Raw genomic sequence first — 15,676 nt, 5'->3', positions numbered from 1 at the left:
ACTATAAGAAATCACGTGGGGCCTCTGGACTCTCGGACTTGGTCTTCGCAAACTCAGTCCTACCAGCGGCCCCACGCCTCATCTCAAGCCAACACGCACACCCACCAGCCCTATTGAGAAAACCTCATTGGGGCGCTTGAAAGCCGGCGTCAGCCCACGCGGATTCGGGGGTCCAGGATGCCGTACATCAGGTCCGCGATCAGGTTCGCCACCACGACGCTCGCCGCGATCACCACCAGCCAGCCCATCAGCACCTGGGGGTCGTTCTTGTTGACCGCCTCCACCAGCAGCGTGCCCATGCCGTGCCAGTTGAAGACCGTCTCGGTGATGATCGCGCCCGTCACCGTCGCGCCGAAGTTGACCGAGAACAGCGTCATCACCGGGATCAGCGCGTTGCGGAACGCGTGCCGCCAGATCACCCGGGAGTTCGACACGCCCTTGGCGCGTGCCGTGCGGACGTAGTCCGCGCCCAGGACCTCCAGCATCGACGCCCGCTGGAACCGGCTGTACGCCGCGAACGTGATCGCCATGATCGACAGCGTCGGCAGGAGGAACGCGCCCACGTACTTCGCCAGCGCGTCGCCGATCCCGGTCGCCGAGAGGCTCTCCGGGCTCGTCGTGCGCAGCCACGGGTCGCCGAGGACGTCCGCCAGCCCCAGGTCGCGGACCCAGATGTTGGCGCGGATCGCGTAGCCCTTGAGGACGATCGCGACGCAGAAGATGGGCATCGAGAACATCAGGAACGCCAGCGTGGTCGCCGCGTAGTCCCAGATCGAGTACTGCTTGACCGCCGCCAGCACGCCCACCAGCACGCCGAAGAACAGCGCCAGCAGCGAGGCCGCGAGCACCAGCTCGAGCGTCACGCCGAACGCCGCCATCACCTTCGGCTGGACCGGGGTGAACGCGTTGCCCTGCGCGATGGAGATGCCCCAGTCGCCGCTGAGGAAGTGGCCGAGCCAGGTGAAGTAGCGGGCGACGACGCTCTGGTCGAGGCCGAGCTTGTGCTCGGTGTCGGCGATGGCCTGGGCGCTGATCCCGGGTTTGCTCCGCAGCTCACCCAGCGGGTCGCCGGTGTTGGCCACCATGAAGAAGCAGAGGAACGTGCCGACCAGCAGGACCGGGATCGAGATGACCAGCCGTCTGAGCACGTAGAGCACGAGATTCATCCGAAACCCCCAGGTCCGGCGATCCCCGCGGGAAAACGGACGCGGGGGCGACCGGAACCGGTCACCCCCGCGTGCGCGTTCAGGCCTTCATTCTCCGCTGGCGCGGGTCGAAGGCGTCGCGAAGACCGTCACCGATGAAGTTGATCGTCAGTGAAATCAGCACGAGCACGATGAACGGCCCGAAGAACAGCGCCGGCCGCGTCTGCAGCTGGGCGTAGTTCTCCAGGATGACGCGGCCCAGCGAGGTGTCGGGCAGCTGGACACCGAGGCCGATGAACGACAGCGCGGCTTCCGCCAGCACGGCCTGCGCGACCGCGAGGGTCGCGTTGACCGTGATGCTGCCGACCATGTTCGGCACCAGGTGCTTGAAGATGATCCGGGTGACGCCGGCGCCCGAAGCGCGCGCCGCGTCGACGAACTCGCGCTGCGACAGCGACATCGCTTCGGCCCGGGTGATCCGGGCGATCGGCATCCACGCGAACGCCGAGAGCACCAGCGCGACGATGTACCAGGTACCGCCGCCGAACACCTTGGCGAGGATGGCCGCCGCGGCGATCTGCGGGATGATCAGGAACAGGTCCGTCACCCGCGAGATCGCCGAGTCGGTGAACCCGCGCAGGTACCCGGCGACCGCGCCGAACACGACCCCGATCACGGTGGCGAGGATCGACACGGTGAGCGCGATCAGCAGCGAGTACTGCGTCCCGCGCAGCACCTGCGACACCATGTCCTTGCCGACCTGGGTCGTGCCGAGCGGGAACTCGCCGGTCGGCTTGGCGAACGACGGGAACGAGCTGTCCTGGTAGCTGTGCTTCCAGAAGATCGGCATCAGGACGCTGATCAGCACGATCAGGATCAGCACCGCCGTCGAGGCCATCGCCAGCTTGTGGTGCAGGAACTTCCGGAGGACCAGCTTGCCCTGGCTCCGCGGTTCCGGCAGCGCGTCGGCCGGCAGCGTGCCATCGGCCGCCGCGGTTTCGGTCGCGAGAAGAGAGTTCAAGTCAGCCAACGCGAATCCTCGGGTCCAGGATGCCGTACATCAGGTCGGCGATCAGGTTGGCGATGATCACGAGGGAGGCGATCACCACGAGCCACCCCATCATGACCTGGGTGTCGTTCTTGGTGACGGCTTCCACCAGCAGTGTGCCCATACCGTGCCAGTTGAAGACGGTTTCGGTGATGATCGCGCCGGCCAGTACCGAGCCGAAGTTCACCGAGAACAGCGTCGTCACCGGGATCAGGGCGTTGCGGAACGCGTGCCGGAAGATGACCCGGCTGTTCCCGAGGCCCTTGGCCCGCGCGGTGCGCACGTAGTCCGAGCCCATCACCTCGAGCATCGAGGCGCGCTGGAACCGGCTGTACGCGGCGAAGCTGATCGCCATGATCGACAGCGTCGGCAGCAGGTACGCGCCGATCGTGCTGGTTATGAAGTCCCCGACGCCGTCGGTCTTCAGCTGCTCCGGGCTGGTGGTCCGCAGCCACGGGTTGCCGAGCACGTCGGACAGGCCGAGGTCGCGCACCCAGCCGTTGATCTCGATCGCGTAGCGCTTCAGCACGATCGCGATGCAGAAGATCGGCATCGAGAAGAGCAGGAAGGCGAGGGTGGTCGCGATGTAGTCGATGATCGAGTACTGCTTCACCGCCGCCAGCACGCCGACGATGATGCCGATGATCAGCGCGAGGATCTCCGCGCCGACGACCAGCTTGAACGTGACGCCGAGCGCGGCCATCACCTTCGGGGCGACCGGCGCGAGGGCGTTGCCCTGCGCGATCGAAATGCCCCAGTTGCCGCTCAGGAAGTCACCGAGCCACGTGAAGTAGCGGGGGATGATGCCCTGGTCGAGACCGAGCTTGGCGGCCGTGGCGGCCAGCGCTTCCTTGCTGATCTGCGGGTTCTGGCGCAGCTCGCCCAGCGGGTCGCCGGTGCCGGCGACCATGACGAAACACAGGAAAGTCCCGACCAGCAGGACGGGAATCGATATCGCCAGACGGCGAAGGATGTAGATCACCAGGTTCAACGAACTGCTCCTCATCCGGGCCTGGTCGTCAGAAGTGCGCTGGACCGCTACCCGGTTGTCTACCGTAGTGGCGGTAACCCTACGGTCAACAGCTACTTCCGGTGGGTACCGGGGCCCGGCTTGTGGCCGGACCCCGGTACCTCCCAGGTCATCTGGAGCGAGGGGAAAGAAGAGGCGGGACGAGCCCTACTTCTTCTGCTCCCACTCGCCGACGTTCCACAGCACACCGTCGTACGACTGCATGTAGACGCGGTCGATGCCCTTGAACGCCCACATGGACGGCGTCTGGAACAGCGGCAGCGAGGCGTAGTCGTCCGCGATGGCCTTGTCGGCCTCCTGGTACTTCTGCAGCTTCGTCTGCTCGTCGGTCGCCTTCACCGCAGCGGTGTACGGGTCGTCGATCTTCGGGTCGCACAGCGACTGGTAGTTCTGCTCGCCACCCTTGTCCGGGCAGACGTAGATCGAGCGGGACTCCGCCTTGAACGGCTGGGCCGACCAGCCGAACAGCGCGACGTCGTAGTCACCGGTCGAGACGCGGCCACCCTTGAGGAAGTTGGCGTCGGTCTCGTCCTTGACCTCGATACCGGCCGCCTTGGCCTGCGAGATGATGATCTCGACGGTCTGGCTGCGGCGAGCGTTCTGGTTGTGCGTGATCTTGAAGGAGGCACGCACACCGTTCTTGGCGAAGATGCCGTCGCCGCCCTTGACCCAGCCGGCGTCGGTCAGGGTCTTGGCCGCCGCGTCGGCGCCCAGCCCGGCCTTGCTGCTGTAGAGGTCGGTGTAGCCCTCTTCACCCTGGAAGAACACCAGGCTGCCCAGCGGCTGCGCGTCCGCCTGGACCTCCTTGAGCAGCTTGTCGGTGATCTCCTTGCGGTTGACCGACTCGAAGAACGCCTTGCGCAGGTCCTTGTCGGCGAACATGCGCTTGAAGTTCAGGTCGAGGTGCTCGTAGGTCAGCTGCGGAGCCGAACCGTAGGTGACACCCTGCGCCGCGAGGCCCTTCATGGTCTGGGCCGCGGTGGCGTCCGGCTGGGTCGACGCCGCGACGTCGATCTCGCCGTTCTGCAGCGCGGTGGCCATGGCCTTGGTGTCTTCCATGGCGCGGACGACGACCTTCGACGGGCCGCCCTTGCCGCCCGGCCAGTTCGGGTTCTTCTCCAGCGTGACGGCCTTCTGGTTGGCGTCGAACGCGGTGATCTTGTACGGGCCCGACGACGGCATGATGTCCGCCTTGAAGCCCTTCCACTCGTTCGACCAGAAGTCACCGGCCTTCTTGAGCTGGGCCGGATCGCCGGTCGGGGCCAGCTTGGTGATGTCCGCGATGCCGGTCTTGGCCTCGAGGACGTGCGCGGGCATGATCGCCGGTGCGTTGAACAGGCCCTTGTAGTCGAGGTAGGGCTCGCTGTAGTCGGTGACGAAGGTCAGGTTGTCCTTGCAGGTCGCCTGCTTGATCAGCGAGTACCCGGTGGTCGAAGCCGAGTTGAACGGAGTCTTGCCGTCCGGGCCCTTCGCCAGGCCGCTCTGCGACAGCCAGGCCAGGTACATGTCCTTGCAGTCGTACGGCTGGCCGTCCGACCACTTGATGTTCGGCTTGATCTTGTACGTGACCTGCTGCGGGTCCTTCGACGTGACGTCCCAGGACTCGAAGATGTCGCTGTTCAGCAGCACCTTGTTGTTGCCGTCGAGCTTCAACGTACCGGAGAGCACAGCGGTCAGGACGTAGTTGTTGTACGAGCTGTTGGTGTCCGGGGACTGGTTGTTGTACCCCGAGTACCCGTCGTCAATGCCGATCGTGACGGTGCCGTCGTACCCCGGGGTGTCCGCGAGCTTGAACAGGTCACCGGTTTCGGCCTTGCCGACAGCCATCGCCTTGACGTCGGTCGACGATCCGTTGGTGTCGGTGCTTCCCGAACCCGAATCGCCGCCGCTGCAGGCGCTCAACAGCAGCGAAGCGCCGGCGACGAGCGACAAAGCGGAGACTGCTTTGGATCTCCTCATGAAGTGTGCCCTCCTAGCACTGGGCCCCTGAATATCGGGACAAGGGCCCACACCGCTCCGGTTGGATGGGCCGGAGCCTACGACACGCCAAGCGACACTCAACTGGCGCACTGCGGGAGCACGCTAGAAAGGAAAAGCACCGACAGTCACCAGTTCAGGGTCGATCGTGACCAAAGGGTGACTTCCAGTGGACATCCAGAAATACGACGGTTACCTCACGGATTCACCGGGTCCCACTCGAAGGCGTTCGCCAAGATCACCCGGTGGTACTGAATGCGTAGCCAAGCGATTACTTCGGGCCGCGAGTCCAGTTCACCGCGGACCCGAACGGGCCCACCATCGGGGGACCTGGAGTCACGCCCGAGATGCCCGAACCAATCGCCAGGGTGTCAGCCAATTGGAACAACGGGATCACCACGTTCTGACGCCAAAGTTCAGGCTCAAGGGTGGTGAGCGCTTCGGCGATCGGGGTCGACCCGGACAGCGCGGCGTCGATCGACGGCTGCAGAGCCCGGTCGCAGAAACCGGCCGAATTGCCCGGAACGACGGGTTTGGTGGTGTCCGTCCCGGTCGCCGTCTGCTCCGGCCGGCAGCCGAAGGTCGAGGCGAGCACCGAGGCCGTGTCGCCGCCGACGGCCTGCGGCACGACGGCGATGTCGATCCCGACGTTGCCGGCCGAGTCGCCGGTCGGCTGCTGGACCCCGCCGACGACCGGCATCGCGAGCAGGCCGCTGAACAGGTCACGCGGCTGCGGCGTGATCGCGTTGACCTCGACGCCCTGCGCGGCGAGCTCGCTGGTGAGCTCCTTCGCGATCGTCGCGTACGGCTCCTGGGTGCCCGGCGAGGCGATCACCAGCGACAGCGCCTTGCCGTTCTTGCGCCAGGTGCCCGCGGTCTTCGCGTAGCCCGCCGCCTTCAGCGACTCCTCCGCCTTGGCGACGTCGGGCGCGGTGGGCGGGCCGGGCGGGATGGTCGCCGCGTACCCGGCCACCGACGGCGGCTTGACCTGCGCGTCGGCGTGCAGCTGCGCCGACGGACCGCCGTTGACGCCCTCGGTGATCAGCTTGTTCCGGTCGATGAGCGCGGCGATCCCGGCGCGGACCTGCGCGTCCTGCAGCGTGGCGCTGACCGGGCGCAGCAGCACGTCGGCGACCAGCGGCCGGGCCACGGTGTGCAGCTTGACGGCCGGGCCGAGGTCGCCGAGCCGCTTGAGCCCGTCGCCGTCGGTCCTGGCCAGCGCGAACTGGTCGTTGCCGCTCTGCAGCGCGGCCAGCAGCGTCTGCCGGTCCGAGCGGCGCAGCACGATCCGGTCGATCGCGGCCGGCTTCTCCCAGTAGCGCTCGTTGCGCTCGAGGATCACCTCGCCGCGGGCGGTGTCGAGGCTCTTGATCGAGAACGGGCCGGCCACGGCCGGGAAGTTCGACGCGAGGGCCCCGCGCCAGCCGTCGGGGGCGTCCTTGAGCAGGTGGGCGGGCAGCAGATCGGAGAACAGCGTCTGCCAGCCGGGGTAGGGCTTGGCGAAGGTGACCTCGACACGCTTGCCGCCCTCGCGCGACTGCAGGTCGGTGATCTGCCGGTAGCCGGCCGGGCCGATCACGCCGGGCTGGTCGCGCATCTGGGTGCGCAGGTAGTCGAAGTCCTCGGCGGCGATGGGCGCGCCGTCGGACCAGGACGCGTCCGGCCGGATCGTGTAGGCGACCACGAACGGCTGCTGCGAGATCACCTCGGCGGACTTCATCAGGTTCTTGTCGAGCTGGGTGGTGCCGTCGTCCTTCTGCCGGAACACCGACGGCAGCAGCAGCTGCGAGAGCGCGGAGGTCACCTGCGAGGCGTCCGCGAGGTTGTGCGGGTTGTACCCGCCGAGCACGTCGTCGACGCCGGCGACGATCTGCGACGGCGTCTTGCCGGTGGTCGACACGGGCGCGACCGACGACGACACGACCGGCGGTGGCGGGGTGTTGGAACAGGCGGTGAGCAGCACGGCCGCGAGCGCCAGCACCGGCCCCGCTTTGCGATTCACCCGCACGCCCAGTTCCTCCCAGAGTCGCCCGATCGGGTCAGCCATGCTCCCACGGCCGCCGACGCGACCGGAACCGAGATTCCCATACCCGGATCGGCCGGGTACGGCCCCCCAAGGTGGGCGCCCCTGGAAGGACGCGCGAGGGACCGTCCGGGTTCCCGGACCGTTCCGGAACGGCGGAACGAACACGGCCCGGACACGAAAGCCCCTATAAAGATATAAGGAGAAGAACTCGCGAACTCGTGACGGCGGGTTCGCCAGTGTTGCACCCAGCGTAGCGGATCCAGGGCACGAAAAAGCCTCCCGGCGACCAGCACACCGGGAGGCTTTCTCGAAGATCAGGCGTTGTCGCGGCTCTTCGCGCGCGAGCGCTCCTTCGCCCGGGTGTTGACGTCCAGGGTGACCTTGCGGACCCGGACGACCTCCGGCGCGACCTCGACGCACTCGTCGACCGAGCAGAACTCCAGCGCCTCTTCCAGGCCCATCTTGCGCGGGCGGGCCAGCGTCTCCATCACGTCGGCGGAGGACTGACGCATGTTCGTCAGCTTCTTCTCCTTGGTGATGTTGATGTCGAGGTCCTCGAACCGCGGGTTCTCGCCCACGACCATGCCCTCGTAGACCTCGGCGCCCGGCTCGACGAAGAACGTGCCGCGGTCGGCCAGCTGGATCATCGCGTACGCGGTGACCGGGCCGGTGCGGTCGGCGACCAAGGAGCCGCTGTGCCGGGTGCGGATCTCACCCGCCCACGGGAAGTAGCCCTCGAACACGTGGTTCGCGATGCCGGTGCCGCGGGTCTCGGTGAGGAAGTCGGTGCGGAAGCTGATCAGGCCGCGCGACGGGAGCACGTACTCCAGCTTGATCCGGCCGGTGCCGTTGCCGCTCATGTCCTCCATGCGGCCCTTGCGGGCGGCCAGGAGCTGGGTGATCGCGCCGAGGTGCTCTTCCGGCGAGTCGATGTAGAGGCGCTCGAACGGCTCGTGCAGCTTGCCGTCGATCGTGCGCAGCACCACCTGCGGCTTGCCGACGGTCAGCTCGAAGCCCTCGCGGCGCATCTGCTCGACCAGGATGGCCAGCGCCAGCTCGCCACGGCCCTGGACCTCCCAGGTGTCGGGGCGCTCGGTCGGCAGCACGCGGATCGAGACGTTGCCGATCAGCTCCTGGTCGAGGCGGGCCTTGACCAGCCGCGCGGTGACCTTGTCGCCGCCGTTGCGCCCCGCCAGCGGCGAGGTGTTGACGCCGATGGTCATCGAGATCGCGGGCTCGTCGACGGTGATCCGGGGCAGCGAAACCGGGTTCTCGGAGTCGGCGAGGGTGTCGCCGATCGTGATGTCCGGGATGCCGGCGATGGCGACGAGCTCGCCCGCGCTGGCTTCGGTCGCCGGGACGCGGGTGAGCGCCTCGGTGACGAGCAGCTCGGAGATGCGGACGTTCTGCGTGGTGCCGTCTTCGCGCATCCAGGCGACGGTCTGGCCCTTGCGGAGCTTGCCGGCGTGGATGCGGATCAGCGCGATGCGGCCGAGGAAGTTGGACGCGTCGAGGTTGGTGACCAGCGCCTGCAGCGGCGCGTCGAGGTCGGCGGCCGGCGGCGGCACGTGCCGGAGCAGCGTGTCGAACAGCGGGTCGAGGTTCTCGCTCTCGGGGATCTCACCGTCGGCGGGCTGCTCCAGGCTCGCCTTGCCGGCGCGCGCGGAGGCGTAGACGACCGGGAGGTCGAGGATCGCGTCGTGGTCGGCGTCCTCGATGTCGCTGGCCAGCTCGAGCAGCAGGTCGTGGGTCTCCTCGACGACCTCGGCGATCCGGGCGTCCGGCCGGTCGGTCTTGTTGACCAGCAGGATCACCGGCAGGCCGGCTTCGAGGGTCTTGCGCAGCACGAACCGGGTCTGCGGCAGCGGGCCCTCGGACGCGTCGACCAGCAGCACGACGCCGTCGACCATGGCCAGGCCGCGCTCGACCTCGCCGCCGAAGTCGGCGTGGCCGGGGGTGTCGATGACGTTGATCGTCACCTGGCCCTCGGGCGTCTGGCGGTGGATCGAGGTGTTCTTCGCGAGGATCGTGATGCCCTTTTCGCGCTCGAGCTCACCCGAGTCCATGACCCGGTCGACGACCTCGGCACGTTCGGCGAAGGCGCCGGACTGCCGCAGCATCGCGTCGACGAGCGTCGTCTTGCCGTGGTCGACGTGGGCGACGATCGCGACGTTGCGCAGGTCGGGCCGGGTCTTACCGGTCGCTCGGCCGGTTTCGACGGTAGCGCTGGCTGCGGGCACGCGAGAACTCCTGAACTTCAAGGGTTGGGTGGCCGCGTAAGCCCATCGGCATCCCGTGACCGGCTTTGGTCACACGCGGACCTCACCAAGGATACCTTCCACCTTTGTGTGAGCAGCCCCACGCCCCCCAGTCGGTTAGCCTCACCTAACGTGGAGAACCGGTGACTGCCACCGACCCGAGGAGCGCACGTGGGCAAGAAAGCGGACGACCCGCGCAAGGTCGTGCGCAAGCTGATGAAGGCCGGCAAGGTGAAGAAGAAGTGCTGCCGGTCGAAGCCGCGCTGCAAGAAGTGCCCGGTGCTGGCGCTGAAGAAGGCGAAGCTGGACCTCGCCGCCTAGCTGGTCAGTGGGCCACCGCTTCGTTGATCTGCCGCAGTTCCGGCGCCGTCTTCGTCGGCGAGAACTCGATGACCTCGTACTGCGCGAGGTGCTTCACCGAGAACGGGTCCGACGCCAGGATGGCGTCGAGCTTCCCGCGGGCCATCGGGCGCGTGATGATGACGCCGCCGACGCGCGGGTTCCGCCGCCCGGACGCGAGGAAGTGGCCGTGTTCGTACTGCTTGTTCAGCCATTCCGCGTGGTCCGGGAGCGCGTAGTCGATTTCCTCGATCGGAGCTGTGTAGTTCAGCAGGACGACATACATGGTTAAGACGGTAGACCCGCGAGTGCGATCCCGCGTGCGGACGATGCGAAGTGGTGACAGGCCCGGCTATAGTCAGGGCGTGCACGCGCAGACCTCCAGCTGGTGGCCGCCCTCGGCGGCCCACTGAACCCTGCGCACCAAGCCAGCGGCCGCCCCGGACGGGCGGCCTTTTTCGTGCCTTCTCCGGGGTGGTCCCCCCGCGGAAGGAAGACACATGAGCAAGCTCTCCGGGATCACCCCGTCCGGCCACGTCCACCTCGGCAACTACCTCGGGGCCGTGCGCCGCTGGGCGCTCGAGGGCGGCGCGGACGACCTGTACTTCGTCGCCGACCTGCACGGCATGACCAACCAGCACAACCCGGCCAAACTCCGATCCCTGGCGAGGGAACAGCTCGCCGTGCTCATCGCCGCCGGGATCGACCCCGAGCGCGTGTTCGTCCAGTCCGACCTGGCCCGCGAGCTGGGCGCGCTGACCTGGGTCCTGGAGTGCACCTGCAACTACGGCGAGGCCGCGCGGATGATCCAGTTCAAGGAGAAGTCCAAGGGTCAGGCGGGGGTGCGGCTGTCGCTGCTGACCTACCCGGCGCTGATGGCCGCGGACATCCTGCTGCAGGGTGCGGAGGAGGTGCCGGTCGGCGAGGACCAGCGCCAGCACGTCGAGCTGACGCGGACGCTCGCCAAGCGGTTCAACAGCACCTACGGCGAGGTGTTCACCATCCCGCGCGCGGTGCTGCCACCGGCCGGCGCGCGGGTGAAGGACCTCGCCGACCCGACGCGCAAGATGTCGAAGTCGACGCGCGACGCGGCGGGCGTGGTGTTCGCGCTCGACGAGCCCGACCAGATCCGCCGCAAGATCCGCAAGGCGGTCACCGACGGCGAGACGGTGCCGGCGCACGAGCCGGACACACGGCCGGGGATGGCGAACCTGCTGGAGATCCTCGCGGCCTGCCGCGGCGGCTCGCCGGCGGAGCTGGCCGGGGAGTTCTCGTCGTACGGCGCGGTGAAGGACGCCGTCGCCGACGCCGTGATCGAGGAGCTCCGCCCGCTGCGCGAGCGCGCGTTGTCCCTGCTCGACGACGTCGCGGAGCTGGACCGGGTGCGCAAGGCGGGCGCCGAACGCGCGCGGGAGCGCGGCTCGCACCGGGTCGACGCGGCGTTGCGGATGATCGGCGCCAATTGAAGAGCGGCGGTGGGTGGCGGCAGGGCCAGGACGAGCAGCTCTCGCCGCCACCTCCAAGCCCACGCCGGGGTCCAGGTGGTGAGCCGCTGCTCTTCGCCGCCCGATCTCGGCTTCAGCCCAGCAGCTCACGGAAGGCCGGCAGCAGGATCCGGTCGGCGGGCAGCCAGTCGACCTCGTCGAGGTCGTCGGGTCCGAGCCACCGGACGGCCAGGTGTTCGACCGCGCGCGGCTCCTCGCCGGGCGACACGAGCTTCGCGGCGTAGATCCTCAGGACCTTCTCCCCGGGCAGCGGCACGTCCTCGCCGACGCGCGCGCCGACCTCGATGACGACGTCGAGCTCCTCGCTGCACTCGCGGGCCAGCGCGAAGGCCTCGGACTCCCCCTCCTCGACCCGGCCACCGGGCAGCTCCCACTGCCCCGCGTGCCCCGGCGGCCAGGCTCGCTGCTGGGCGAGCAGCTTGCCGTCGCGCACCAGGGCGGCACCCACGATCACACCGTTCACAACCCCGGAATCTAGTGCGTCCGCGCGATCCCGCCGATACCCGGGAGGGGCGCCGGCGGCTCGTTATGTTGATTGCGCGATCTTGCGTGCCCCGGCCGGGCACGCGACGGTGGGACCACCACACCCCCGGTGCCGGGGAAGTGGCCGCACCCGACGAACTCCTCCCGCTGCAGCGCTGCCGCGGGGCTCGTCGCGACAGCCCGCGATGGTCGCGTCCGCTGTCGAGAGGAGGTCGTCGAAGTGGCCATCACTCCGCGCCGGGCGGCTCGGTCGAAACCGCCGGTCCGGCTTCGCCGCGTCGCCAGGTGGTGGCGCGAACGGGCACCCCGGCTCTGGCCGGGACTGCGCGTGGTCCTCGTGCTTCTCGAGGACGTCGTGGCACCGCTGAAGCGGGACGAGGCCCTCGCCGTCGTGGCGAGGGCCGTCCTCGTGGTCGGTGACCTGATCGTCGACGCTGGCAGGCCCAGGCGATCGTGACACCGGGTCCGGTCGCCGCGAGGCGGCCGGGCCGTCCCCTTCATGCAACAACACCGGCCGGCGCGAGCCAAGGACCACCTTCGCGCCGCTAACGTGAGAACGACACGAAAGCGGTTTCGTTCCGGCGAATCGGGAGGAGGGCCACGCGTGGCGACCGACACCTGCCAGGTCTGCGGCGAAGCCCTCCCGGCGTCGACCGAGACGGGACGCCCGCGCAAGTTCTGCTCGGACAAGTGCCGCTCGCGCGCCCACCGGGTCCGCCGGACCGAGGACGAACGAAGCCGGGAGCGTCTCTCCCGCGTGTGCGAGGTCCGGATCGGCGGGCGGGCGTGCAAGCTGACCGCGACCTTCGCACTGTCGGTGGACGGGCAGGAAATGCGCGTCTGCCCCGCCTGCCAGAAGCTGGCAATGGCCTTCCTCGTCGATCAGGGCGAGTCCGCGGCGGCGGTGGAGATCCGGCGCCTCGACGTCCCGGAGACCGAACCCGCCCGCGTCGCCACCGGGGTCTCCGGGACCGGGAAGGTGCTGCTCATCGAGGACGACGACCGCGTCTCCCAGGCGCTGAGGCCGTGCCTCGAGCGCCGGGGCTGGCACGTCACGACGGCCGCCGACGGCAAGACCGGGCTGTACCAGGGAATGACCGCGCAGCCGGACGTCGTCCTCCTCGACCTCGGCCTGCCGGACATCGACGGCCTGACGCTGCTGCGCGAAATCCGGAAGACCAGTGACGTCCCGGTGATCGTCGTGACCGCGCGCGGCGAGATCGAGGACATCACGCGGGGCCTCGACGTCGGCGCCGACGACTACCTCGTCAAGCCGTACGCCATCGAGGAGCTCCTCGCGCGCATGCGGAAGGCCGTGCGGCAGCGGACCCGGCCGCCGGAGCAGGGCTATGACGACGGCGTGCTCCGCGTGGGCTTCGCACCGCCCGAGGTTCACGTCGGCGATGCGGAAGTGGTCCTCCCCCGTCGTGAGTTCGCGCTGCTCGAGCTACTCGTCCGAGGGGCCGGCACCATCCAGTCCGCCGACCGGATCATCGCCCACGTCTGGGGTGACCCCCCGGGGACGGCCGCCGCCCGGAAGCGGACCCTGGCGGTGCTCGTGGCCGTCCTGCGCACGAAGCTGCGCGAGAACGGGCTCGGCGCCGACGCGATCGTCAGCGCACGCGGCCTCGGCTACTACTACCAGCCGCCGAACCGGCCCGCCCGGCCCGCGTCCGGGCCGCGGGTCGGCTACAGCCACGCCGAGCGGTTCCTGAACGGCTGATCGGCCGCCGGCTCATTCCCGGCCGGCCACCCGCCAGACGACGACGAACCGCGCCCCGCCATCCGGGGACTCGCCCACCTGGACCCGCCCACCGCGCCGCCGCACGGTCTCCGCCACCATCGCCAGCCCCAGCCCCGTCCCGCCGGACGAGCGGGCCCGGTCGTCCGCGATGCGGTAGAACCGGTCGAACACCTTCTCGCGGTGCTCCGGCGGGATGCCCGGCCCGTCGTCGTCGACGACCACCCGGACCGACGACCGCGACGCCAGCACCGACACCACGATCTCGCCCCGCACGTACCGGCAGGCGTTGCGCAGCAGGTTGTCCAGCACCAGCTCGACCTCGCCGTGCGCGGCCGACGCCCAGGCCTGCGCCACCGCGTTGCTCACCCGCGTCTCCGGCGCTCCCGCCGGCAGCCGCGCCACCGCCGAACGCACCTCGCTCACCAGCTCGACCGGCTCCGACGCGGGCACCTCCCCCGCGTCCGACCGGGCCAGCGACAGCAGCCCGTCCAGCAGCGACGACAGCCGCTCGGCCTCGGTGAGGATGTCCGACAGCGTCTCCTGGGACAGCTCCGGATCAGGGTTGGTGACGGCGACCTCGGCCTGCACCCGGATCGACGCGACCGGCGACCGCAGCTCGTGCGCGGCGTCGCCGGTGAAGCGCCGGAGCCGGTCGCTCGCCTGCTCCTGCCGCTCCAGCAGCGCGTTGAACTCCTCCGCGAGCGCCCGCAGCTCGTCGTGCGAGTCCGGCAGCGCCAGCCGCGCGCCCGGCGGCAGCGACCGCACCGAACCCCGCATCCGCGCCACCGGCCGCAGCGACAGCCGCACCACCAGCCACGTCGCGAGGCCCGCGACCAGCGCCCCGATCGACGCGACGACCACCAGCCACACCCCGCCGTAGTGCACCGCGGCGGAGAACCCGACCAGGCCCGCGCCGGCGACGACCAGCCGTTGCGCCCCGTCGGGTGCGCTGACGACCGTGCCGAGGTACCGCGCGCCGTCGCGTTGCACCGGCTGGCCCGCCTTCAGCGTCGAGACGTCCGCGGGTGAGAGCCCGGTCGGTGTGCCGCCGTCGACCGGCCCACCCGCGATGTCGAGGACGCGCAGCGTCACCGGCGCCGCGCCGGACAGCGGCCGGCCGGCGCCCACCTCGGCGCTCGCCGGGCCGAGGGCGGCCGACAGGTCGCGGTCGACCGAGCCGATGAGCAGCGGCGAGAGGTTCGACGCGGCCAGCGCGGCCAGCCCGAGCAGGCAGGCCAGGGTGATCATCGCGGCCAGCAAGGTGATCCTGACCTGCAGGGACCGGCCCCGCCACCACGAGCTCACGGGGTGATGACCTCGTCGAGCTGGGCGTCGGAGGCCAGGTAGCCGTGGCCGCGCACGGTCCGCAGCAGCGCGCCGGCGCCGACCGCGTCGAGCTTGCGCCGGACGTAGCCGACATACACCTCGACGAGGTTGCGCGTGACGGCCTGCTCCTCACCCCAGACCGCACGCAGCAGCTCGTCCTTCGTGACGACCGTGCCGGCCCGGCCGACGAGCACCTCGAGCAGGGCGAACTCACGGGGGCTCAGCCCGACCTCCGCGCCGTTCCAGTGCACCTGCCGCAGCCCGCGGTCGACTTCCAGCGCGCCGAGCCGCAGCGTGCCGCGGCCGGCTTCCGGCCCGGCCCGGCGCAGCACCGCCCGGACCTGCGCGACCAGCACGACGAAGGAGAACGGCTTGACGAGGTAGCCGTCGGCGCCCAGGTCGAGGCCGTCGGCCTGGTCGATCTCGCCGTCCTTGGCCGAGACGAGCAGCACCGGCGTCGCGACGCCGTCCTTGCGCAGCCGCTCCAGCACGCGGTAACCGGACAGACCGGGCAGCATGATGTCGAGCAGGATGACGTCGAACGAGCCCGTGCTCGCCAGCTGCAGCCCGGTGGGGCCGTCCGCGGCGGTGACCACGTCCATGTCCTCCGCACGCAGCCCGCGTTGCAGGGCCTTCCGCACGCCCGGTTCGTCGTCGACCACCAGCACCCGAGGTTTCACGAGACTCATCATGGCCGGTTCGCGCAGGTCCCGCGTCAGCTCTCAGCACGATCTCAGCGTGCGAGGGAGAACCTTCAGGGGTATCTCAGTCTCGAGAGGGAAGCGTCGGAGCCAG

At 69.4% G+C, this 15,676-nt stretch carries 14 protein-coding genes; 4 read left to right on the top strand and 10 right to left on the bottom strand.

What is annotated here, in order from left to right; all coding sequences use genetic code 11:
• Positions 1–149: 149 nt before the first annotated feature.
• The 6 genes from M8542_RS44695 to typA form a co-directional block, all read right to left on the bottom strand.
• Positions 150–1,166 (bottom strand): ABC transporter permease, encoded by a 1,017-nt coding sequence (locus M8542_RS44695; protein WP_257926487.1) that lies wholly within the window; start codon positions 1,164–1,166, stop codon positions 150–152.
• A gap of 79 nt (positions 1,167–1,245) precedes the next feature.
• Complete coding sequence (locus M8542_RS44690; protein ID WP_257926486.1) at positions 1,246–2,175, bottom strand: ABC transporter permease; 930 nt, start codon at positions 2,173–2,175, stop codon at positions 1,246–1,248.
• A complete protein-coding gene (locus tag M8542_RS44685; protein ID WP_257926485.1) occupies positions 2,168–3,184 on the bottom strand; it encodes an ABC transporter permease in 1,017 nt (338 codons plus the stop codon). The genes M8542_RS44690 and M8542_RS44685 overlap by 8 nt, the downstream gene beginning before the upstream one ends.
• A 186-nt stretch (positions 3,185–3,370) precedes the next feature.
• Entirely contained in the window at positions 3,371–5,182 is a 1,812-nt protein-coding gene (locus M8542_RS44680) for an ABC transporter family substrate-binding protein (protein ID WP_257926484.1), read from the bottom strand.
• A gap of 289 nt (positions 5,183–5,471) precedes the next feature.
• On the bottom strand, positions 5,472–7,208 hold the full coding sequence (locus M8542_RS44675) for an ABC transporter family substrate-binding protein (protein ID WP_257926492.1): 1,737 nt from the start codon (positions 7,206–7,208) through the stop codon (positions 5,472–5,474).
• Positions 7,209–7,540: 332 nt separating this feature from the next.
• Entirely contained in the window at positions 7,541–9,466 is a 1,926-nt protein-coding gene (gene typA / locus M8542_RS44670) for a translational GTPase TypA (RefSeq protein WP_257926483.1), read from the bottom strand.
• Positions 9,467–9,655: 189 nt separating this feature from the next.
• Between typA and M8542_RS44665 the strand changes: the two genes are divergently transcribed.
• Positions 9,656–9,805, top strand: coding sequence for a hypothetical protein (locus M8542_RS44665; protein WP_257926482.1), 150 nt, complete (start codon positions 9,656–9,658; stop codon positions 9,803–9,805).
• A 4-nt stretch (positions 9,806–9,809) separates the two neighbouring features.
• Here the strand turns inward: M8542_RS44665 and M8542_RS44660 are convergent, their stop codons facing one another.
• The gene (locus M8542_RS44660) at positions 9,810–10,109 is read right to left on the bottom strand and encodes a YciI family protein (protein ID WP_257926481.1); all 300 of its coding nucleotides are present in this window, start codon (positions 10,107–10,109) and stop codon (positions 9,810–9,812) included.
• 214 nt (positions 10,110–10,323) lie between these two features.
• Here M8542_RS44660 and trpS point away from each other — a divergent pair, with 214 nt between their 5' ends.
• Positions 10,324–11,289 (top strand): tryptophan--tRNA ligase, encoded by a 966-nt coding sequence (trpS, locus tag M8542_RS44655; RefSeq protein ID WP_257926480.1) that lies wholly within the window; start codon positions 10,324–10,326, stop codon positions 11,287–11,289.
• Positions 11,290–11,401: 112 nt separating this feature from the next.
• On the opposite strand, the gene M8542_RS44650 is transcribed toward trpS, so the two are convergent.
• The gene (locus M8542_RS44650) at positions 11,402–11,791 is read right to left on the bottom strand and encodes a (deoxy)nucleoside triphosphate pyrophosphohydrolase (RefSeq protein WP_257926479.1); all 390 of its coding nucleotides are present in this window, start codon (positions 11,789–11,791) and stop codon (positions 11,402–11,404) included.
• A 348-nt stretch (positions 11,792–12,139) separates the two neighbouring features.
• Here M8542_RS44650 and M8542_RS44645 point away from each other — a divergent pair, with 348 nt between their 5' ends.
• Positions 12,140–12,268, top strand: a complete 129-nt coding sequence (locus M8542_RS44645; protein WP_257926478.1) for a hypothetical protein — start codon at positions 12,140–12,142, stop codon at positions 12,266–12,268.
• Between the two features lie 147 nt (positions 12,269–12,415).
• Positions 12,416–13,534 carry a response regulator transcription factor gene (locus M8542_RS44640; protein WP_257926477.1) on the top strand — a complete coding sequence of 373 codons (1,119 nt, stop codon included), beginning with the start codon at positions 12,416–12,418 and terminating at the stop codon, positions 13,532–13,534.
• 12 nt (positions 13,535–13,546) lie between these two features.
• Here M8542_RS44640 and M8542_RS44635 read toward each other — a convergent pair whose 3' ends face one another.
• Entirely contained in the window at positions 13,547–14,860 is a 1,314-nt protein-coding gene (locus M8542_RS44635; protein WP_257926476.1) for an ATP-binding protein, read from the bottom strand.
• Positions 14,857–15,573, bottom strand: coding sequence for a response regulator transcription factor (locus M8542_RS44630; RefSeq protein WP_257926475.1), 717 nt, complete (start codon positions 15,571–15,573; stop codon positions 14,857–14,859). Before M8542_RS44630 ends, M8542_RS44635 begins: the two co-directional genes overlap by 4 nt.
• Positions 15,574–15,676: the final 103 nt, after the last annotated feature.

The organism is Amycolatopsis iheyensis, from assembly GCF_024703995.1.
In the GTDB taxonomy this organism is placed as follows: Bacteria; Actinomycetota; Actinomycetes; order Mycobacteriales; family Pseudonocardiaceae; genus Amycolatopsis; species Amycolatopsis iheyensis.
This window is presented reverse-complemented; position numbering and strand designations above follow the sequence as displayed.